General features: G+C 71.9%; 17 protein-coding genes. 9 read left to right on the plus strand and 8 right to left on the minus strand.

What is annotated here, in order from left to right; genetic code table 11:
* Positions 1–54 precede the first annotated feature (54 nt).
* The gene (locus KME79_RS38585; RefSeq protein ID WP_246641153.1) at positions 55–777 is read right to left on the minus strand and encodes a hypothetical protein; all 723 of its coding nucleotides are present in this window, start codon (positions 775–777) and stop codon (positions 55–57) included.
* Positions 778–825: 48 nt separating this feature from the next.
* Between KME79_RS38585 and KME79_RS38590 the strand changes: the two genes are divergently transcribed.
* Positions 826–1,191, plus strand: coding sequence for a hypothetical protein (locus KME79_RS38590; protein WP_219550657.1), 366 nt, complete (start codon positions 826–828; stop codon positions 1,189–1,191).
* Here the strand turns inward: KME79_RS38590 and KME79_RS38595 are convergent.
* Positions 1,181–2,707, minus strand: coding sequence for an ATP-dependent DNA ligase (locus tag KME79_RS38595; RefSeq protein ID WP_219550659.1), 1,527 nt, complete (start codon positions 2,705–2,707; stop codon positions 1,181–1,183). The genes KME79_RS38590 and KME79_RS38595 overlap by 11 nt on opposite strands.
* Positions 2,708–3,062: 355 nt before the next feature.
* Positions 3,063–3,437, minus strand: coding sequence for an FKBP-type peptidyl-prolyl cis-trans isomerase (locus KME79_RS38600; RefSeq protein ID WP_148030111.1), 375 nt, complete (start codon positions 3,435–3,437; stop codon positions 3,063–3,065).
* Between the two features lie 67 nt (positions 3,438–3,504).
* Between KME79_RS38600 and KME79_RS38605 the strand changes: the two genes are divergently transcribed.
* On the plus strand, positions 3,505–4,137 hold the full coding sequence (locus tag KME79_RS38605) for an SDR family oxidoreductase (protein ID WP_219550661.1): 633 nt from the start codon (positions 3,505–3,507) through the stop codon (positions 4,135–4,137).
* Here KME79_RS38605 and KME79_RS38610 read toward each other — a convergent pair.
* Positions 4,127–5,566 (minus strand): GuaB1 family IMP dehydrogenase-related protein, encoded by a 1,440-nt coding sequence (locus KME79_RS38610; protein ID WP_219550663.1) that lies wholly within the window; start codon positions 5,564–5,566, stop codon positions 4,127–4,129. The two genes, KME79_RS38605 and KME79_RS38610, sit on opposite strands and share 11 nt — an antisense overlap.
* A 98-nt stretch (positions 5,567–5,664) precedes the next feature.
* On the opposite strand from KME79_RS38610, the gene KME79_RS38615 reads away from it, so the two are divergent.
* Positions 5,665–6,117, plus strand: a complete 453-nt coding sequence (locus KME79_RS38615; protein WP_219550665.1) for a GyrI-like domain-containing protein — start codon at positions 5,665–5,667, stop codon at positions 6,115–6,117.
* On the opposite strand, the gene KME79_RS38620 is transcribed toward KME79_RS38615, so the two are convergent.
* Positions 6,114–6,641 (minus strand): TetR/AcrR family transcriptional regulator, encoded by a 528-nt coding sequence (locus tag KME79_RS38620; RefSeq protein ID WP_219550666.1) that lies wholly within the window; start codon positions 6,639–6,641, stop codon positions 6,114–6,116. The genes KME79_RS38615 and KME79_RS38620 overlap by 4 nt on opposite strands.
* A 91-nt stretch (positions 6,642–6,732) precedes the next feature.
* Between KME79_RS38620 and KME79_RS38625 the strand changes: the two genes are divergently transcribed.
* Positions 6,733–7,962: an FAD-dependent monooxygenase gene (locus KME79_RS38625; protein WP_219550667.1), complete on the plus strand. Its 1,230-nt coding sequence runs from the start codon at positions 6,733–6,735 to the stop codon at positions 7,960–7,962.
* A 71-nt stretch (positions 7,963–8,033) separates the two neighbouring features.
* On the opposite strand, the gene KME79_RS38630 is transcribed toward KME79_RS38625, so the two are convergent.
* The gene (locus tag KME79_RS38630) at positions 8,034–9,155 is read right to left on the minus strand and encodes a CaiB/BaiF CoA transferase family protein (RefSeq protein WP_219550668.1); all 1,122 of its coding nucleotides are present in this window, start codon (positions 9,153–9,155) and stop codon (positions 8,034–8,036) included.
* A 152-nt stretch (positions 9,156–9,307) separates the two neighbouring features.
* Here KME79_RS38630 and KME79_RS45830 point away from each other — a divergent pair, with 152 nt between their 5' ends.
* The 4 genes from KME79_RS45830 to KME79_RS38650 all read left to right on the plus strand — a co-directional run bounded on the left by KME79_RS45830 (position 9,308) and on the right by KME79_RS38650 (position 14,581).
* The gene (locus tag KME79_RS45830) at positions 9,308–10,858 is read left to right on the plus strand and encodes a serine/threonine-protein kinase (protein WP_246641155.1); all 1,551 of its coding nucleotides are present in this window, start codon (positions 9,308–9,310) and stop codon (positions 10,856–10,858) included.
* Complete coding sequence (locus tag KME79_RS38640) at positions 10,855–11,838, plus strand: NAD(P)-dependent oxidoreductase (RefSeq protein WP_219550669.1); 984 nt, start codon at positions 10,855–10,857, stop codon at positions 11,836–11,838. The genes KME79_RS45830 and KME79_RS38640 overlap by 4 nt, the downstream gene beginning before the upstream one ends.
* A 129-nt stretch (positions 11,839–11,967) precedes the next feature.
* Entirely contained in the window at positions 11,968–13,317 is a 1,350-nt protein-coding gene (locus KME79_RS38645; RefSeq protein ID WP_148030120.1) for an FAD-binding oxidoreductase, read from the plus strand.
* Positions 13,318–13,321: 4 nt separating this feature from the next.
* Positions 13,322–14,581, plus strand: coding sequence for an SAM-dependent methyltransferase (locus tag KME79_RS38650; RefSeq protein WP_219550670.1), 1,260 nt, complete (start codon positions 13,322–13,324; stop codon positions 14,579–14,581).
* On the opposite strand, the gene KME79_RS38655 is transcribed toward KME79_RS38650, so the two are convergent.
* Positions 14,582–15,391: an alpha/beta fold hydrolase gene (locus KME79_RS38655; RefSeq protein WP_148030122.1), complete on the minus strand. Its 810-nt coding sequence runs from the start codon at positions 15,389–15,391 to the stop codon at positions 14,582–14,584. It lies immediately after the preceding gene.
* 102 nt (positions 15,392–15,493) lie between these two features.
* Positions 15,494–17,029 carry a long-chain-fatty-acid--CoA ligase gene (locus KME79_RS38660; protein ID WP_219550671.1) on the minus strand — a complete coding sequence of 512 codons (1,536 nt, stop codon included), beginning with the start codon at positions 17,027–17,029 and terminating at the stop codon, positions 15,494–15,496.
* A gap of 148 nt (positions 17,030–17,177) precedes the next feature.
* On the opposite strand from KME79_RS38660, the gene KME79_RS38665 reads away from it, so the two are divergent.
* A complete protein-coding gene (locus KME79_RS38665) occupies positions 17,178–18,719 on the plus strand; it encodes a GMC family oxidoreductase (protein ID WP_219550673.1) in 1,542 nt (513 codons plus the stop codon).
* The last annotated feature ends 49 nt before the right edge of the window (positions 18,720–18,768 follow it).

The following is an 18,768-nucleotide window of genomic DNA, read 5'->3' on the forward strand; positions in this document are numbered from 1 at the left end:
GACTGAGGGGCCGGTGTCCGGCGGGCGGGCCGCCCGCCGGACACCGAGGGCGGGTCAAGGCTGGACGTGGACCAGGTCCGCGCCCAGGAGGTCGGCCGTGGCGCGGAGGTCCGCGGCCCGGTGGCCGGTGCCCAGGGCCCAGTGATGGGAGATGCCGGTGGCGCTCCACTCGTCGGTCCACTCGCCGGGGTCGCAGCCGAAGTCCACCCGGGAGGTGGTGTTGCCGATCCGCAGCAGCGGCCCGTCCACGACCTCGCCCTCCGAGACGACGAACCCGTAGCCGCCGTCACGCGCCTGGCGCAGCCCGAACACGGTGACCGGCCCGTGCTTGACGTCGAACTCGACCGACACGCCCCAGCCGCGCTTGCCGTGGTAGACGCCGAGCCCGCGCAGCAGCGGCTTGCGGGCGCTGATCGCCAGGTGGGCCGGGCCGTCGTGGCCCATCTCGACGTGGCCGCGGTGGAAGTCGAGCGCCTGCAACTCCGTGAACGAGCCGCCGGCGCCGAGCCGGTCCATGATGAGCATCGCCAGGCTGGTGCGCAGCTCGTACTCGCCGGCGGCCGGGATGCCGCGGGCGGTGAGCAGCGACGAGCCGAGGATCATGCCCGCGCCGAGCCGTTCGTGGATCTCGCCGTCGAGGCCGCGGTGGTAGTAGGCGAGGCTGTCCAGCTCGAAGTCCTCGACCAGCCGGTCCAGGCCGACGGACACCCGGGCCGCCCACGCCAGGTCGTCGTCGACGGAGGCGTCCAGCTCGAACACCTCGCGGTCGAGCTGCACGCCGTCACGGCTCCGGGAGCCCAGGGCGGAGCCGCCTTCACCGGCCCGGTGCGGTTCACCTGCGGACCGGGCCGGATGCGGCTGGGCGACTGGGAGGAACGCGGCCTCGCCGGATACAGCGGCGGTGTCCGCTACCGCACAACCGTCACGGCGCGTTCCGGGCCGGGCGTGCTCGACCTCGGCAGGGTCAGGGGCACGGCGGAGGTGACGGTGAACGGGCGTCCGTGCGGGATCAGGGTGTGCTCGCCGTACGCCTTCGACGTCGACCTGGACGACGGCGACAACGTGGTGGAGATCCTCGTCCTCGGCACGCTGGGGCCCTATCTCGACGAGGTCAGCCCCACCCACTTCGTCTTCGCCGGCCAGCGCGTCAGCGGCCTCTTCGGGCCCGTACGGCTGCGTACTAGATCATGAGGGCGCGGACCGTCCCGACCGTGTCGGCGTCCTCGGCGCGCTTGTCGGGGCGGTAGCGCAGGACCCTGGCGAAACGGAGGGCCATGCCGCCCGGATAGCGGGGCGACCGCTGCACGCCGTCGAAGGCGACCTCCACCACCAGCTCGGGACGGACGTGGACCGTCCACTCCGTGGTGGGGCCGTCGGCGAGCGCCAGGAAACGCTCCGTCTGCCAGGCGAGCAGCTCGTCGGTCAGGCCCTTGAAGGTCTTGCCGAGCATGACGAACCCGCCCGTCTCCGGGTCGCGGGCGCCGAGATGGAGGTTGGACAGCCTGCCCTCGCGGCGGCCGTGGCCCCACTCGGCGGCCAGGACCACCAGGTCGAGCGTGTGGCGGGGCTTGACCTTGATCCAGCCCGCGCCGCGCCGGCCGGCCGCGTAGGGGGACGACAGCGCCTTGACCACCAGCCCCTCGTGACCGGCCTTCACCACCTCGGCGAAGAACCGCTCCGCCTCCGCCACGTCGTCGGTGACGAGGCGCGGGGTGAGCAACGGCGGGGGAACGGTGGCCGCGAGCCTCTCCTGGCGGGCCGCGTACGGAAGATCGAGCAGGTCGGCGCCCTCGACCCGGAGCGCGTCGAAGAAGAAGACGCTCAGCGGCGTCTCCGCGCGCAGGCGATCCACATCGATCTTGCTGCCGGTGCGGGCGGCCGTCACCTGGAAGGGGTGCGGGCGGCCGTCGGGGCGGAGCGCGATCACCTCGCCGTCGAGCACCGCGTCTTCCACGGGGAGCGCCAGCACGGCCTCCACCAGCTCGGGGACCCGCGAGGTGAGGTCGTCGAGGGTACGGGTGAAGACCCTGACCTCCGAGCCCGAGCGGTGGGCCTGGACGCGGATGCCGTCGAGCTTCCACTCCAGCGCGGCGGGGGCGCCCGCCTTCGCCAGGGCGGCGGCGACGCCGGGGGCGCTGCCGGCGAGCATCGGCGAGACCGGGCGGCCCACCTCCAGCCGGAACTCCTTCAGGCGCGGCACGCCGCCCGCCAGCGCCGCCGCCCCGACCGCCGGCAACCAGCCGCGGAGCGTGAGCGCGCGGCGCACGTCGGCCGAGGGCGCCCCGGATGCCTTGGCGACCGCCTCGATCATCACGCCGTCGAGCGCGCCCTGCCGCAGCTCGCCGCCGAGCAGCTTGAGCATGAAGGCCTGCTCCTGGCTGGTCAGGCCGGCGAACAGCTCGTGCACCAGCGCCTTGCGCGCGGCCTGTGAGCCCTGGCCGGACACCGACTTGATCTTGGTGAGCAGGGCGTCGACGTCGGTCAGCGTGGCGGTCGCGGCCAGCTTCGGGCCGGGCAGGTCCTGGAGGGAGCGCCAGCCCACGCCGATCTGGCGCTGCGGCAGCTCACCCGACAGGTAGGCGATGGCGATCTCCGCCTCACCCGGGCCGACCCGGCCGAGCAGCTCGGCCAGATGGCCGATCTTCCCCAGCCGCGCGGGCGTGCGCGCCACCGCCTCGGACACCCGGACCACGTCGATCAGTAGCACACCGCTATCGTGCCTCACCACCACGACATTTCCGCAATCCCCCTTCGATTCGGCCCCCCGGAAGGGCGCGCGAATCCCGTACGAGAAAGAAAGAAGCACATCACCGACCCGGGAAGAACCCCGGCGAACGTACCCGGAGTCGGGACCTCGGGCGGATGTGGTGGACTCGGGGGAGAAGGCTCCGAGGTGGCGAGTGGCATCACCGGACGCGGGGGCCGGGGACGTGCGCGGTGGCCGGAGGACCGCGGCGGTCGTGCCCGGGACGTGGTGAATAGCCCGGCGGGTGATGTCGTGAAGCTTCGGGTGGAGGACGTAGGCTCCCGGCGGATGGGCCGGGAGCCGAGGGGTCGGCGGGTCAGCTGACGCCGAGGAGGTCCACGACGAAGATGAGGGTCTCGCCGGGCTTGATGCGGGCGCCCGCGCCCGCGTTCCCGTAGCCGAGGTGCGGCGGGATGACGAGCTTGCGGCGGCCGCCCACCTTCATGCCGGCGACGCCCTGGTCCCAGCCCGCGATCACGCGCCCGCCGCCCAGCGGGAACTGGAACGCCTGGCCGCGGTTCCAGGACGCGTCGAACTCCTCGCCGGTGGAGAAGGCGACGCCGACGTAGTGGACGCTGACCTGATGGCCGGGCTTGGCCTCGGGACCGTCCCCGACGACGATGTCCTCGATCTCCAGGTCGGCGGGCGGGTTGCCGCCCGGGAAGTCGATCTCCGGCTTCGAGAGTGCCACGAAGTGCTCCTGTTGACGATGGCAATGAACCCGACGACTCTACGCGGTCGGGATATCGTCGGCTTCCATGACCGCCCCGACACCCGACGCGATCCTGCTCGACGGGCGCGTGGCCGTGGTCGCGGGGGCGGCGCGCGGGGCGGGGCGGGCGATCGCCGAGGCGCTGGCGGCGTTCGGGGCGCGGGTGGCGGCGTGCGACCGTGACCGGCCGCTGGGTGATCTGGCGATGACGGTGAGGCCCGGCGACGCGATGGCGGCGGAGGTGTTCGCGCGGGCGGTGGCCGACCGGTGGGGCCGGGTGGACGTGCTGGTGACGAGCGCCGGCGGCTTCGACGAGCCGGCCGCGCGCGACGAGCGGGCGGTGTTCGAGGAGCACTTCGGCCAGGTCACGGAGCTGATCCGGCGGATGCTGCCGCTCATGCGCGCGGGCGGCGCGATCATCAACGTGAGCTCGGGCGAGGCCCGGCGGGCGGCGGTGTACGGGGCGATGAGGGCGGCTTTGGAGAGCCTCACCGCGACGCTGGCCGTGGAGCTGGCGCCGCGCGGGATCCGGGTCAACGCGATCGCGCTCGGCGGGCCGCCTCCCGGAGGGAAGCGGCCCGCGGAGGAGGCGGCCGGCGCGGCCGTCTTCCTGGCCGGCGACCTCGCCAGATCGGTCACCGGCACGACCGTGCGGGTGACGACGAGGGTCACCAGCTGATGTGGACCGGCATGCCCTCCGAGTAGCCCGAGGAGCTCTGGACGCCGACGACGGCGCGCTCGTGGAACTCCTCCAGCGTGGTCGCCCCCGCGTACGTGCACGCGGAGCGCAGCCCGGCCACGATCGCGTCGATCTGGTCCTCCACGCTGGGCCGGCGCGGGTCCAGGTACATGCGCGAGGTGGAGATCCCCTCCTCGAACAGCGCCTTCCTGGCCCGGTCGAACGGGCTGTCGTCGGCGGTGCGCAGCCGGACGGCGCGCGCGGACGCCATCCCGTAGTTCTCCTTGTACTTACGCCCGTCGGCGTCGGTGTGGGCGTCGCCCGGCGACTCGTACGTGCCGGCGAACCACGAGCCGACCATCACGTTGGCCGCCCCCGCCGCCAGGGCCAGCGCCACGTCGCGGGGGTGGCGGACGCCGCCGTCGGCCCACACGTGGCGGCCGAGCCTGCGCGCCTCGGCGGCGCACTCCAGCACGGCGGAGAACTGCGGCCGGCCCACCCCGGTCATCATCCTGGTGGTGCACATGGCGCCCGGCCCGACGCCGACCTTGACGATGTCGGCGCCCGCGTCGACCAGGTCGCGCACGCCGGCGGCGGTGACCACGTTGCCGGCCGCGACGGGCACGTGCGGCCCCAGCGCGCGCACCGCACGCAGCGCGGTGGCCATCTTGTCCTGGTGCCCGTGGGCCGTGTCGACGACCAGGCAGTCGACGCCGGCTTCGAGCAGTTCCTTGGCCTTGGCCGCCACGTCGCCGTTGACCCCGACGGCGGCGGCGACGCGCAGCCTGCCGCGGGAGTCCACGGCCGGCTGGTAGAGGGTGGCGCGCAGCGCGCCGGTACGGGTGAGGATGCCGACCAGGCGGCCCGACTCGTCGACGATGGGGGCCAGGCGGTGGCGCCCGTCGTGCAGCCGGTCGAACGCCTCGCGCGGGGCGAGCCCGGCGGGCAGCGTGAGCAGCTCGCTGGACATCACCTGGGCGAGCTGGGTGTACATGTCGACGCCCTGGCAGTCGGCCTCGGTCACCACGCCGACGGGGCGGTTCTCCCAGTCGACGACGATGACGGCGCCGTGCGCGCGCTTGGGCAGCAGTTGCAGCGCTTCGCCGACGGTGTCGTGCGGGGTGAGCACGAGCGGGGTGTCGTGGACGAGGTCGCGCTTCTTCACCCAGTCGACCACGTCCGCGACGACGTCGAACGGGATGTCCTGGGGGATCACCACGATGCCGCCGCGGCGGGCGACGGTCTCGGCCATGCGCCGTCCGGCGACCGCGGTCATGTTGGCCACGACGAGCGGGATCGTGGTGCCGGTGCCGTCGTGCGTGGACAGGTCGACTTCGAGCCGGGACCCGACGGAGGAGCGGGACGGCGTCATGAAGACGTCGCTGTAGGTCAGGTCGTACGGCGGCGCCATGCCGTTGAGAAATTTCACGTTCATCCATCTTATGAGGTGACTGCTTCTACCAAACATTTCCCCCTTTCTCGGGGGCTTATGATCGGCCGGGATGCTCAATGGGGGATGGAGGGCGTGTGGACGTCACCGATCGGGACGAGATGATCGTCGTCGGCTTCGCAGTACGCACCACGAACGCCGACGAAATGGACCAGGCGCGGGCGAAACTGCCGGTCCTGTGGCGGCGGGCCGGTGCTCCGGGGGCCTTCGCCCACGTGCCCAACCGCGTGGGGGAGAACCTCTACGCGGTGCTGACCGACTACGAGAGCGATCATCACGGCGCCTACACGCAGATCGTCGGCACGGCCGTGCGCACGGTGCCGCGGCTGCCTGAGGGCATGGTGGCGGTGCGGGTGCCGGCCGCCAGGACGCTCAAGGTGGAGGCGCGCGGCCCGATGCCGCAGGCGCTGGTCGAGGCCTGGCAGCAGGTGTGGAAGCACACCGAGTCGGGCGGCACGCCGGCCAGGGCGTTCACCACCGACGTGGAGGTGCACCACCCGGGGGGCGTCGACCTCTACGTCGCGGTCTAGAAACCGAGCGCGGCGGCCGCGGCCTCGACCGCCGTCGGCTTGACCTCCTCGACGGGCAGGTGGGCGTACTCGACCGAGCAGTCGGCGAGGCCGCCCAGCGCGATCGTGGCCCGGATGCGCTGGGTGGTGGTGAGGTCGTCGCCGAGCAGCAGGGCGACGAGCCGCTGCCGCCATTCGATCATGCGCTTGCCCAGGTCGAGGTAGGACAGCACGGACAGCTCGCGCACCACCATGACGATCACCTCGCGGTGCCGCCAGATCATGTCGAAGTAGTCGTCGAGCAGCTCGCGCGGATCGCCGCCGGGCTCCCGGCCGGACACGAACCGCTCCATGTCGTCGACGAACGGCTGGACGATGCTGCGCACCAGGTCGTCGCGTGAGGCGAAGTGGTAGTAGAGGGCCGGTTTGGTGATGCCGAGCCGGTCGGAGATCTGGCGCAGGCTGGTGTTCTGCACGCCCTGGCGCGCGAACAGCTCGCGCGCCACCGCCTGGATGCGCGCCCTGGTGTCACTCGGCCTGGCCATGGATCAACCCTAATCCTTACCTATCGTTAAGTAAGCCCTTGTGGCGGCCGCCGGAGGTGTTTTACCATCCGGTAAGTAAGGAGGGATGTCCATGCGCGTCCTCATCTCCGGCGCCAGCGTCGCCGGCCCCGTCCTCGCCTACTGGCTCACCCGCTACGGGTTCACCGTCACGGTCGTCGAACGCGCCCCCGCGCTGCGCAAGACCGGCGGCCACGCGGTCGACCTGTTCCGGCCCGCCGTCGACATCGCCGCCAAGATGGGCGTGCTCGACCGGATCAGGGCCAGGAAGACCGGCACCGAGCTGCTGACCTTCCACGTACCCGGCCGGTCCCGCCCGGTGCGGATGAGCACCGGGAAGCTCATCGCCGCGGTCTCGGAGCGGCACGTGGAGATCATGCGCGACGACCTGGGCGAGATCTTCTACGACGCCGGCCGCGACGACGTCGAGTACGTCTTCGACGACTCCATCACGGCCATCGGCGAGGACGGCGAGGTGGCCTTCGAGCGCGGGCCGTCGCGCCGGTTCGACCTGGTGGTCGGCGCGGACGGGCTGCACTCCAACGTGCGCCGCCTGGTGTTCGGCCCCGAGGAGCGCTTCGCCACCTGGATCGGCGCCTACCTGGCGGTGGCGTCCGTGCCGAACTACCTGGGCCTCGAAGGACGCATGGAAGGCGTCTCGGCCGTCGACCGGATCATCGGCCTGTACTCGGCGGCGCACCTGCCGGACGCGCGGGCCGTCTTCCTCTTCCGCACCCGCGAGCCCCTCGACTACCACTACAGGGACGTGCCCAGGCAGAAGGAGCTGCTGCGCGAGCACTTCGCCGGCCTCGGCTGGGAGGTGCCCCGGCTGCTGGCCGAGCTGGACACCACGCCCGCGTTCTACTTCGACAGCATCACGCAGCTGCGCATGGACACCTGGTCGCGCGGGCGCGTCACCCTCGTCGGCGACGCCGGCTACTGCCCGGGGCCCGCCGTCGGCGGCAGCACCAGCCTGGCGGTGGTGGGCGCGTACGTGCTGGCGGGCGAGCTCGCCGCGGCGGGCGGCGACCCCGCGCGGGCGTTCCCCGCGTACGAGGCCGAACTCGGCGCGTACGTGCGCGGCAGCCGCGACCTGGCGCTCGGCATGGCGAAACGGCTCGTCCCCGGCGGCCGGTTCGACCTGTGGGCGCTCGTCCAGGCGGCCCGCGTGCTCGACCACGTCCCGGACGCGGTCATCAGGGCGGCCGGCCGGCTCGGCGGCAGGAGCGCGCGCCTGCACGACGCCGTCACCCTCAAGGACTACTCACCGTACGAGACGGCACGCGGCACGGCCCGCGCCTGACCAAGCGCGACCCGGGGAGCGGTGCCGCGCCCACGCCGCTTCGACGACCGGCTCGCGCGCGCGGACCGCGCTCAGCCGAGCACGCCCTGGGCGCGCAGCTTCTCCGCCGCCTCCGCCGGGATGCCCCAGGCGGACAGGTCGTCCAGCCGGGTGGCCGGTGCCAGGTCGGGGTCGGGCACGCCGAGCAGCCGGGGCGCGGGCATCGGCTGGCTCAGCCCGCCGACCTCGACGAAGCTGCGCCGGGCCGCGTTGTGCGGGTGCGCGGGGGCCTCGTCCATCGACAGCACCGGCGACACGCACGCGTCGGAGCCCTCGAACACCGCCTCCCACTCGGCCCTGGTCCGCTTGCGGAACTCCTCCGCCAGCCGCGCCCGCAGCGCCGGCCACTGCGCCTGGTCGTTGCGGTCCGGCAGGTCCGACAGGCCCATCAGGGACACCATCGCCTCCCAGAACTGCGGCTCCAGCGATCCCACCGCCAGGTAGCCGCCGTCGGCCGTCTCGTACGTGTCGTACATGGGGGCGCCGGTGTCGAGCAGGTTGGTGCCGCGCGGCCCCCACATGCCGCTGCTCACGCCCTGGTAGAACATCGCGAACAGGATCGCCGCCCCGTCGACCATGGCGGCGTCGATCACCCGTCCCAGGCCGGTGCGCTCCCGCTCGAACAGCGCCAGCAGCACCCCGTACGCGAGCATGAGGCCGCCGCCGGCGAAGTCGCCCAGGATGTTGATCGGCGGGGTCGGCTTGCCGCCCTCGCGGCCCAGCATCGACAGCACGCCGGAGACCGCGATGTAGTCGATGTCGTGCCCCGCCGTGGGCGCCAGCGGGCCGTCCTGGCCCCATCCGGTCATCCGGCCGTAGACCAGCCGCTCGTTGACCGCGTGCAGGTCGTCGGGCCCGATGCCGAGCCGTTCGGCCACGCCCGGCCGGAACACCTCGATCACCACGTCGGCGTGCCGGGCCAGTTCCTTGAACGCGGCCACGCCCTCGGGGGACTTCAGATCCAGCCCGACCGAGCGCTTGCCGCGGTCCATCACGTCGGTGCGCGGCCGGTCGGAGACCGCCTTCACCCGGTCGACCCGCAGCACCTCGGCGCCGTGGTCGGCGAGCATCATCCCGGCGAAAGGACCTGGTGCCAGCCCCGCCAGCTCCAGCACCCGAACCCCGGACAGCGGACCCTGACGAGCGTTCGACATCGGCGTCTCCTTCTCATGACCGGCAGGCGAACAGTCACCCAAGTAGAACAATATTCGGTGCACTCTGGCAAGACGCCTTCCTGACCACCCCTCAGAGGCAGGTGAGGTATGGGAAACTTGCCCACTATTCGGGTGGTCAACAGGGGTAGGACATGGATGCGGATAGCGGCCGGCTGATCGCCAAGCGCTACGAGTTAGTACGCGCGCTTGGCCGCGGTGGGATGGGCGTGGTCTGGGAAGGCCACGACACGCTGCTCGACCGGCAGTGCGCGGTCAAAGAAGTGGTGCTGCCCGCGGGCCTGCCCGACGCCGACCAGGAGCGTCAGCTCGTCCGCACCGCGCGGGAGGCCCGCACCGCCGCCCAGTTCAACCACCCGTCCGTGGTCGCGGTGTACGACGTGGTGGAGGAGGACGGGCGGCCCTGGATCATCATGGAGCTGGTGCGCGCCCCGTCCGTCGAAGAGGTCGTGGCGACCATGGGCGCGCTGCCGGTGCGGCAGGCCGCCGACGTCGGGCGCCAGGTGCTGTCCGCGCTCGTCGCCGCGCACGGGCAGGGCATCCTGCACCGCGATGTGAAGCCGAGCAACGTGCTGCTCACCGACGACGGCCGGGCGGTGCTCACCGACTTCGGCATCGCCACGGCCGAGGGCGAGTCCTCGCTCACCAAGACCGGCATGGTGACCGGCTCGCCCGGATTCCTGGCCCCCGAGCGGGTGCGCGGCACCGAGGCGGGCCCGGCCTCCGACCTGTGGTCGCTGGGCGCCACCCTCTACGCCACGCTGGTCGGCCGCTCGCCGTTCGAACGCGGCGAGCCCATGGACACGCTCAAGGCCATCCTCGACGAGGAGCCCGACTACCGGCGCATCCCGCCGATCATGCACCCGGTGCTCCAGGGGCTGCTGCGCAAGGACCCGGCCGAGCGGGTGACCGCCCAGGAGGCGGACGAGCTGCTCGACGCCGTCCTCCAGGCCAGGCCGGCCGCCGCCGACCGGGACGCGCCCGGCCCCCGCGTGTCGCGCGGGCTCGGCCGCGCCGTCGTGGCGGCCGCCGCGGCCGCCGTCGTGGTCGTGGCGGCGGGCGCCGTCGCGTACTTCAGGTCCGCCGGACCGGCGGAGGGCACCGCGCAGCTCGCCCAGCGGGCCGCGGCGACCAGCCCGATGCCGAGCGCCCCGCCGTCCGCCACGCCGACGCCGACGGCCAGCTCCACGCTCGCGCCGACGCCCGTCCCGACCAGGACGAGGCCCGTGGTGCGGCCCTGGACCTCGCCCGCCGGCTGGTCGATCGAGCGGCCGGCCGGCTGGAAGGGCTCACGCGGCGAGCACCACGCCGAGTGGACGCACCCGCACCGGATGGGTCACCTGGCCGTCGAGGCCGTCTACGCCAGCCTCGACCCGCACCAGCTCCTGCGCGACGAGGAGGAGGCGTTCAAGTCCGCCGGGGGCGTCGGCGTCCTGCGCGACGCCGGCCGCAGGAAGGTCAGCCACAACGGCGCCAAGGCCGTGGAGTGGGAGTTCACCTGGGTGGCCGAGGCGGGCGGCGGCACGCCGTGGGCCGCGCCCGGCATGAAGTACCACGAGGTGCGCCGGGCCGTGACGATCGGCGAGACCGCCTACATCCTGTCCTGGACCTTCACCGAGGCGCAGTGGCAGCGCAACACCGGCCTGATGCGCCAGGTGATGGAGAGCTTTACGGTGGGCGCATGACGCCCTGGAACCTGCTGGCGCTCCCGCCGCTCCCCGTGGACCTGATCCGCCGGCTGCTCGCCCCGCTCGGCGACCGGGTGAGCGTGCGCGCGCCCGCCACGCGCGACCGCGCGGCGCTGCTGGCCGCGCTGCCCGAGGCGGAGATCGTGCTGGGCGACTGGACGGGCGAGCTCACGCTGGACGCCGCGGCCGTGGCCGCCGCGCCCCGGCTGGCGTTCCTGCAGCAGCCCTCGGTCGGCGTCGACGGCCACGACCTGGCCGCGCTGGCCGCCGCCGGCGTGCCGGTGGCCAACACGGCGGGCGTCAGCGCGGGCGCGGTGGCCGAGTGGTGCGTGGCCGCCGCCCTGGCGGTGACCCGCAAGCTGGCCGCGGCCGACGCGGCCGTGCGCGCGGGGGAGTGGCCGCAGCAGGCGCTCCAGCCACGGGAGCTGGGGGCCGCCCGGGTGGGCGTGGTCGGCTACGGCCCGATCGGGGAGGCGTGCGCCCGCCTGTTCGGGGCGTTCGGCGGCCGGGTCTCCTACTGGACGCGCACGCCCCGGGAGGACCCCCGCTACACCGCGCTGGAGGACCTGCTGGAGACCAGTGACGTGGTGGTCGTGGTGATCGCGCTGTCGGAGGAGACCCGCGGCCTGATCGACCCGCGCCGGCTCAAGCGGGGCGCCGTGCTGGTCAACGCCGCCAGGGGCGGGGTCGTGGACCAGGACGGGCTGGTGGCGGCGCTGCGCTCGGGGCATCTCGGGGGCGCGGCGCTGGACGTGTTCGACGCCGAGCCGCTGCCTCCCGGCGACCCGCTGCGCGAGCTGCCCGGAGTGCTGCTGTCACCGCACGTCGCCGGCGTGACCCAGGAGGCCACCGGCCGCCTGATGACCGTCACGCTGGACAACCTGGCCGCGGCCGTGGAGGGCCGCGAAGTCGTCAACGTGGTGAATGGCGTTTGTCAGCCGATTACGCGGAAATACGCGGATTCACCGGCTTCTTAGGCTTGTAGCTGGCACGATGAACAGTTTTCGTGTCTTTAACGCCCCCGGTCTGTTCCATGTTGTCCCGGAGAGATAACGTTCTGTCGACGATCTCTGCCGGCTCCAGGGGGTGCTTGCGTGAAGACGACGATGTCGACACACCGACGGGCAGTGGAGCACATCCGGCGCTCCTACGCCGAGATTCCCGGCGACGCCGCGCCGCGCCTGGCCAAGGCCACGTCCAACCTCTTCAGGTTCCGCGACTCCGGCAAGACGGCCGGGCTTTCCGCCAGGGATCTCGACGAGGTCATCAGCGTCGACCCCGAGACGATGACCGCCGAGGTCCAGGGCATGACCACCTACGAGCACCTCGTGGACGCCACGCTCCGCCACGGGTTGATGCCGTACGTCGTCCCGCAGCTCAAGACCATCACCCTGGGCGGGGCCGTGACCGGGCTCGGCATCGAGTCGACCAGCTTCCGCGACGGCCTGCCCCACGAGTCGGTCGAGGAGCTGGAGATCCTCACCGGCGACGGCCGCGTCATCGTCGCCCGTGACGACAACGAGCACCACGACCTGTTCAGGGCCTTCCCCAACTCCTACGGCACCCTCGGCTACGCGCTGCGCCTGCGCATCAAGCTGCGCAAGGTCCATCCGTACGTGCGGCTCACCCACGTCAGGTTCACCGACGCCGACAAGTGCATGCTGGCCATGCAGGAGATCTGCGAGAGCATGGAGCACGACGGCGAGCCGGTCGACTTCGTCGACGGGGTCTTCTTCGGCCCGCAGGAGCTCTACCTCACCGTCGGCCGCTTCGCCGACCGGGCGCCCTACACCTCCGACTACACCGGCATGCGCATCTACTACCAGTCGATCCGGCAGCGCGGCCGCGACTGGCTGACCGTGCGCGACTACCTGTGGCGCTGGGACACCGACTGGTTCTGGTGCTCGCGCGCGTTCGGCGTGCAGCAGCCGATGGTCCGCACGTTCATGCCGCGCCGCTGGATGCGCTCCGACGTCTACCGCAGGCTCGTGGCCCTCGACCGCAAGCACGGCGTCACCGCCCGCATCGACCGCTGGCGCGGCCGGCCGGTGCAGGAGTCGGTCATCCAGGACGTCGAGGTGCCGGTCGAGCGGGGCGCGGAGTTCCTGGAGTTCTTCCACGGCCAGGTCGGCATGACGCCGGTCTGGATGTGCCCGCTGCGGGCGAGCTCCCGCTGGCCGCTCTACCCCCTGGAGCCCGGGAAGCTGTACGTGAACTTCGGTTTCTGGGGCATGGTGCCGCTGCCGCGGGGGCGGTTCGACGGCCACCACAACCGGCTCATCGAGAACGCCGTGCACGAGCTCGACGGGCACAAGTCGCTCTACTCGACGTCCTTCTACGGCCGCGACGAGTTCTGGCGGCTGTACAACGGCGACGCCTACTGGCCGGTCAAGCGGGAATACGATCCGAGCGGGCGCCTGCTTGATCTGTACGACAAGTGTGTGCGGGGAAGGTGATGTGATGGCTCTCGCGTCCATCTTCGAGAAGATCGTCGGCACGGACGCCGGCATCGCGTTCATGGCGTATGACGGCAGCAAGGCGGGCCCCGACGGCGCCGACGTCACCCTTGAGGTGAAGTCGCCCATCGCGGTGGCCTACCTGGCGCAGGCTCCCGGGGAACTGGGGCTGGCCCGGGCGTACGTGTCGGGCCACATCGACGTGCACGGCGACCTCTACACCCTGCTCGACCGGATGTGGAACATCACGACCAACGACCTGACCCCGGCCGAGAAGGTCGCCGCGGTCCGCTCGCTGGGGCTCAAGCCGCTGCTCATGCGCGTCCCGGTGCCGCCGCAGGAGGTGCGCACCAGCGCGCTGGCCAGGCTGGGCTCGCGCCACGCCAAGCAGCGCGACGCCGAGGCCATCCACCACCACTACGACGTGTCCAACCGGTTCTACTCGTGGGTGCTCGGCCCGTCCATGGCCTACACCTGCGCCACCTTCCCCTCCGAGGACGCCACGCTGGAGGAGGCCCAGTTCGCCAAGTTCGACCTGGTGGCCCGCAAGCTCGGGCTCCGGGAGGGCATGCGGCTGCTCGACGTCGGCTGCGGCTGGGGCGGCATGGTCATCCACGCCGCCCAGCACTACGGCGTCAAGGCGCTCGGCGTGACGCTCAGCCGCCAGCAGGCCGAGTACGCGCAGAAGGCCATCGCCGAGGCCGGGCTGCAGGACCTCGCCGAGGTCCGCCACATGGACTACCGCGACGTGACCGAGAGCGACTTCGACGCCGTCAGCTCGATCGGTCTGACCGAGCACATCGGCAAGGACAACCTGCCCGCCTACTTCGGGTTCCTCAACGGCAAGCTCAGGCCCGGCGGCCGGCTGCTCAACCACTGCATCACCCGGCCCACCGGCAAGGAGAAGACGTTCAACAAGGGCGGCTTCATCAACCGCTACGTCTTCCCCGACGGCGAGCTGGAGTCGGTCGGCTACCTGATCAGGCAGATGGAGGACAACGGCTTCGAGATCCGCCACGAGGAGAACCTGCGCGAGCACTACGCCAAGACGCTGAGCCACTGGTGCGACAACCTGGACGCCAACTGGGAGGACGCGGTCCAGGAGGTCGGCATGGGCACCGCCCGCGTCTGGGCCCTCTACATGGCGGGCTGCATCGTCGGCTTCGAGCGCAACAAGATCCAGCTCCACCAGGTGCTCGGCGTCAAGCTGGATGACCAGGGGCGCTCCGGCATGCCGCTGCGCCCGTCCCGCGACTGGCCCTGATCAGCTCTCCAGCACCTCGTACAACGTCTTGGCGAACTCGGCCGGGTGCGTGAGGAAACCCACGTGCCCGCCGGGGAAGCCGGCGATGTCCAGCCCGAGCTCCTCGGCGAGGGCGAGGGCGGTGCGGTGGCCGACGGTGGACCCCGTCTCGCCGCCGGTGGCCAGCGTGAACTTGCCGCCCCGCAACGCCTCCAGGTCGGGCACGTAACGGACGAACGACCGCAGCTCGTACGCCACGCAGAAGGACATGTTGGCCTGGACCCGCGCCAGCATGTCGGCGACCGGAGGCGGCAGCCCGGCCGACGCCTCCGGCGGCGCGGCGACGCCGAGCAGGGCGCTCAGCGCCCGGACCGCCGCCGGTGCGCCCTCCCGCTCGTACGTCTCGTACACCTCCTGGAAGGCGGCGTGCCAGCGGTCGGCGTCGGGCAGCAGCTCGATGAGGAGCGGCTCGTGCGCGACCGCCGCGCGCACCTGCTCGGGACGGGCGGCCAGCAGGTCCATCACGACCATGCCGCCGTAGCTGGTGCCGAAGAGGTAGGCGGGCTCCCGGCAGAGCGCGCGCAGCAGCAGGTGCGCGTCGCGGGCGTGCTGGGGGATGCGCTGCTCGCCGATCGGGGAGGTCAGCCGGCTCCGCGAGTTGCCGCGCGGATCGTAGGTGATCACGGTGTAGTGGTCGGCGAGCAGTGCGGCCAGCGGCGCGAACGCGCCCGCGTCCCCCTCGCCGCCGTTCACCAGCAGCAGGACCGGGCCGGACCCGCGCAGCTCGTAGTACAGCTCGGCGCCGGGAACGGCGAGCGTGCCAGCTTCCATGCGATCCTCCGATGTTCGTGAGCCGTACACGAACAGATCGCGGACGCGGGGGGAAGCGTTTCGCTCCTGGGCCCCCTCCCTCCGGAAGGGGGCCTGCGGGGCTCAGCGCAGCTCGCGCTTGAGGATCTTGCCGGTGGCCGTCATCGGCAGCGCGTCGCGGAACTCCACGATCCTCGGGTACTTGTAGGCCGCCATGTTGTCCCTGGCCCAGGCGACGAGCTCGTCCTCGGTGAGGCTCGCGCCCGCGTCGAGGATGACGTACGCCTTGACCTCCTCGCCGTGGGAGTCGTGCGGCACGCCCACCACCGCCGCGAGCGAGACCGCCTCGTGCGTCATGAGGATCTCTTCCACCTCGCGCGGGTAGACGTTGAACCCGCCGCGGATGATCATGTCCTTGGCCCTGTCGATGATCGAGTAGTAGCCGTCGGCGTCGCGGGTGGCGATGTCACCGGTGCGGAACCAGCCGTCGCGCATCACCTCGGCGCTCGCCTCGGGCCGGCCGTAGTAGCCCTTCATGATGTTGTGGCCGCGGATCGCGATCTCGCCGGGGCCCTCGCCCTCGACCGTCTTCCAGTCGTTGTCGATCAGCTTCATCTCCACGCCCCAGATCGGGGTGCCGATCGTGCCGGGCTTGGCCGGGCGGCCCGGCTGGTTGAAGCTGGCCACCGGGGCGGTCTCGGACAGGCCGTAGCCCTCCAGGATGCCGATGCCGAAGGTCTGCTCGAAGTCCTTGAGCACCTCGACGGGGGAGGCGGAGCCGCCCGCCACCGCGACCTGCAGCGTGGCCGGGGGCTCAGCGCCCTCGGCGTGGATCTTGGTGAGCATGGCCCAGTACATGGTCGGCACGCCCGCGAAGAACGTCGCCTCCTCGCGGCGCATCAGCTCCAGCGCCTCGCCGGGCTCGAAGCGCGGCATGAGCACCAGCTTGGCGCCGCGCATGAACCCGGTGTTCATGACCACCGTCTGCCCGAAGGAGTGGAACAGCGGCAGCACGCCCATGTAGGTGTCGCCGTTCTCCGAGCGCGGGAACATCTTGTCGTTGACCATGACGTTCATCAGCATGTTCTGGTGGCTCAGCTCGGCGCCCTTGGGCTGGCCGGTGGTGCCCGAGGTGTAGAGGATGACGGCGGTGTCGTCGGCCGAGGTCTGCACGGTCTCGAACTCGCCGGACATGCCGTTCAGCGCCGCCCAGACCGATTCACCGTACTCCGACTCGGTCGCCAGCGGCGTGGCCGGCAGCACGAAGAAGTGGTCGCAGCGCTCGGCCCCCTCGAAGCCCGCCCGGCCGCGCTCGCCCAGCGGCAGCTCGGGCGTGCCCTCGAAGCAGAACAGCGCCTTGGCGTCGCTGTCGTCCAGGTGGTAGGTGATCTCCCTGGACTGCAGCAGCACGTTGAGCGGCACCACGGTCGCCCCGGCCTTGAGGATGCCGAAGTAGACGAACGGGAAGTACGGCAGGTTGGGACAGGCGATCGCGACCTTGTCGCCCTTGCCGATGCCCCGCGAGACCAGCAGGTTCGCGACCTGGTTGGCCACGGTGTCGATCATGGAGTACGGCAGCCGCATGTCGCCGAAGACGACGGCCGTGTTCTCCGGAGTGTTCCTGGCACTGTCTTCCAGGACGATCGACAGGTTGAGCATGACGCCTTCCCTCCTTGTTGGGCCTTCGGCCACATCTTCGCAGCGGGGGCATACCAACCGGTAGGTAACTCAGGTTACAGATGCATATGGACGCGATGCCGCCGCTGGAGTAAGCAAGTAACAAGTTACTCGCCCCTGGGAGGGGTCCATGGAGTACGACTACGTGATCGTCGGAGCCGGTTCGGCGGGGTGCGTGCTGGCGGCGAGGCTCTCGGCCGACCCCGCGGTGTCCGTGGCGCTCGTCGAGGCCGGCGGCCAGGACGACAAGCTCGAGATCCGCATGCCCCTCGGGTTCCCCAAACTCTTCAAGACCCCGTACGACTGGGACTTCACCACCGCGAAGCAGGGCGAGATGGCCGGGCGCGAGCTCTACTGGCCGCGCGGGCGGGTCCTCGGCGGCTCCTCCTCGCTCAACGCCCAGATGTGGGTGCGCGGCTGCGCCCTGGACTACGACCAGTGGCGGATCCCCGGCTGGGGGTACGAGGACGTGCTGCCGTACTTCCACCGGGCCGAGCGCCGCGTCGGCAGCAACCACGGCGGCGTCTACGGGACCACCGGCCCGCTGCTCATCTCCGAGCTGCGCAGCCCCAACGTCACCACCGCCGCGTTCCTCAAGGCCTGCGAGGAGCTCGGGTTACGCCGCCTGGACGAGCTCAACGGCCCGTCCAACGAGGGCTACAGCCCCACCCCCGTCACCCAGGACCGGGGCCGCCGCTGGAGCGCCGCGGACGCGTACCTGCGCCCCGCGCTGCCCCGGCCGAACCTCACCGTGATCACCGAGGCCCCCGTGGACCGGATCACGATCGAGGACGGGCGCGCCACCGGCATCGAGCACAGCGGCGGCGCCCAGATCAGGGCCAGGCGCGAGGTCATCCTGTCGGCGGGCGCCATCGGCTCCCCCTACCTGCTCATGCGCTCCGGCGTCGGAGCCGGCGACGAACTGCGCGACGCCGGCGTGCCGGTCGTGCGCGACCTCCCCGAGGTCGGCAAGAACCTCCAGGACCACCTGTCCACCGGCGCCTTCGTCTCCTGCACCAAGCCCGTCACGCTCACCAGGGCGGAGTCCGTCGCCAACCTGCTGCGCTACCTGGTGTTCCGCTCCGGCATGCTCACCTCGAACGTGGGCGAGGCGGTCGCCTTCATCAGGACCTCCCCGGAGGAGCCGGCCCCCGACATCGAGCTGATCTACGCCCCCGTGCCGTTCAAGGACCACGGCCTCACCCCGCCCACCGGCCACGGGCTGACCGTCGGCGTCGTGCTGCTGCAGCCCGAGAGCCGGGGCAGGATCGGCCTGAACGGCCGCGAGGTGGTGGTCGACCCCGCCTACCTGAGCGCCGGCGTCGACGTCGAACGGCTGACGGCCGGGCTCAAGACGGCCAAGCAGGTGTTCGCCACCAACGCGATGAAGCCGTACGCGGGCGGGCCGATGCCCCCGTACACCATGCCGGAGAGCGACGAGGAGATCGCCCAGTGGATCAGGGAACGCGGCGAGACCCTCTACCACCCCGTCGGCACCTGCCGGATGGGCGTGGACGAGGCGTCGGTCGTGGACCCGTCGCTGCGCGTGCGCGGCGTGGCGGGGCTGCGGGTGGCGGACGCCTCCGTCATGCCGACGCTCAACCGGGGCCACACCCACGCCCCGGCGGTGATGATCGGTGAGAAGGCGGCCGACCTGATCGCCGAAAGCTGATCGGCCCCGGACGCCCCCGCACGGGCGTCCGGAATGTTAGGTTGCGCAG

The organism is Nonomuraea harbinensis (genome assembly GCF_019396385.1).
Taxonomy (GTDB): Bacteria; Actinomycetota; Actinomycetes; order Streptosporangiales; family Streptosporangiaceae; genus Nonomuraea; species Nonomuraea ferruginea.

What these genes read in the sequence shown, in the direction of transcription:
- KME79_RS38605 (WP_219550661.1), top strand. Translation starts at nt 3,505, where the DNA reads ATGACCGCCCCGACACCCGACGCGATCCTGCTCGACGGGCGCGTGGCC.
- KME79_RS38620 (WP_219550666.1), bottom strand. Translation starts at nt 6,641, where the DNA reads ATGGCCAGGCCGAGTGACACCAGGGCGCGCATCCAGGCGGTGGCGCGC.
- KME79_RS38625 (WP_219550667.1), top strand. Translation starts at nt 6,733, where the DNA reads ATGCGCGTCCTCATCTCCGGCGCCAGCGTCGCCGGCCCCGTCCTCGCC.
- KME79_RS38630 (WP_219550668.1), bottom strand. Translation starts at nt 9,155, where the DNA reads ATGTCGAACGCTCGTCAGGGTCCGCTGTCCGGGGTTCGGGTGCTGGAG.
- KME79_RS45830 (WP_246641155.1), top strand. Translation starts at nt 9,308, where the DNA reads ATGGATGCGGATAGCGGCCGGCTGATCGCCAAGCGCTACGAGTTAGTA.
- KME79_RS38640 (WP_219550669.1), top strand. Translation starts at nt 10,855, where the DNA reads ATGACGCCCTGGAACCTGCTGGCGCTCCCGCCGCTCCCCGTGGACCTG.
- KME79_RS38645 (WP_148030120.1), top strand. Translation starts at nt 11,968, where the DNA reads ATGTCGACACACCGACGGGCAGTGGAGCACATCCGGCGCTCCTACGCC.
- KME79_RS38650 (WP_219550670.1), top strand. Translation starts at nt 13,322, where the DNA reads ATGGCTCTCGCGTCCATCTTCGAGAAGATCGTCGGCACGGACGCCGGC.
- KME79_RS38655 (WP_148030122.1), bottom strand. Translation starts at nt 15,391, where the DNA reads ATGGAAGCTGGCACGCTCGCCGTTCCCGGCGCCGAGCTGTACTACGAG.
- KME79_RS38660 (WP_219550671.1), bottom strand. Translation starts at nt 17,029, where the DNA reads ATGCTCAACCTGTCGATCGTCCTGGAAGACAGTGCCAGGAACACTCCG.
- KME79_RS38665 (WP_219550673.1), top strand. Translation starts at nt 17,178, where the DNA reads ATGGAGTACGACTACGTGATCGTCGGAGCCGGTTCGGCGGGGTGCGTG.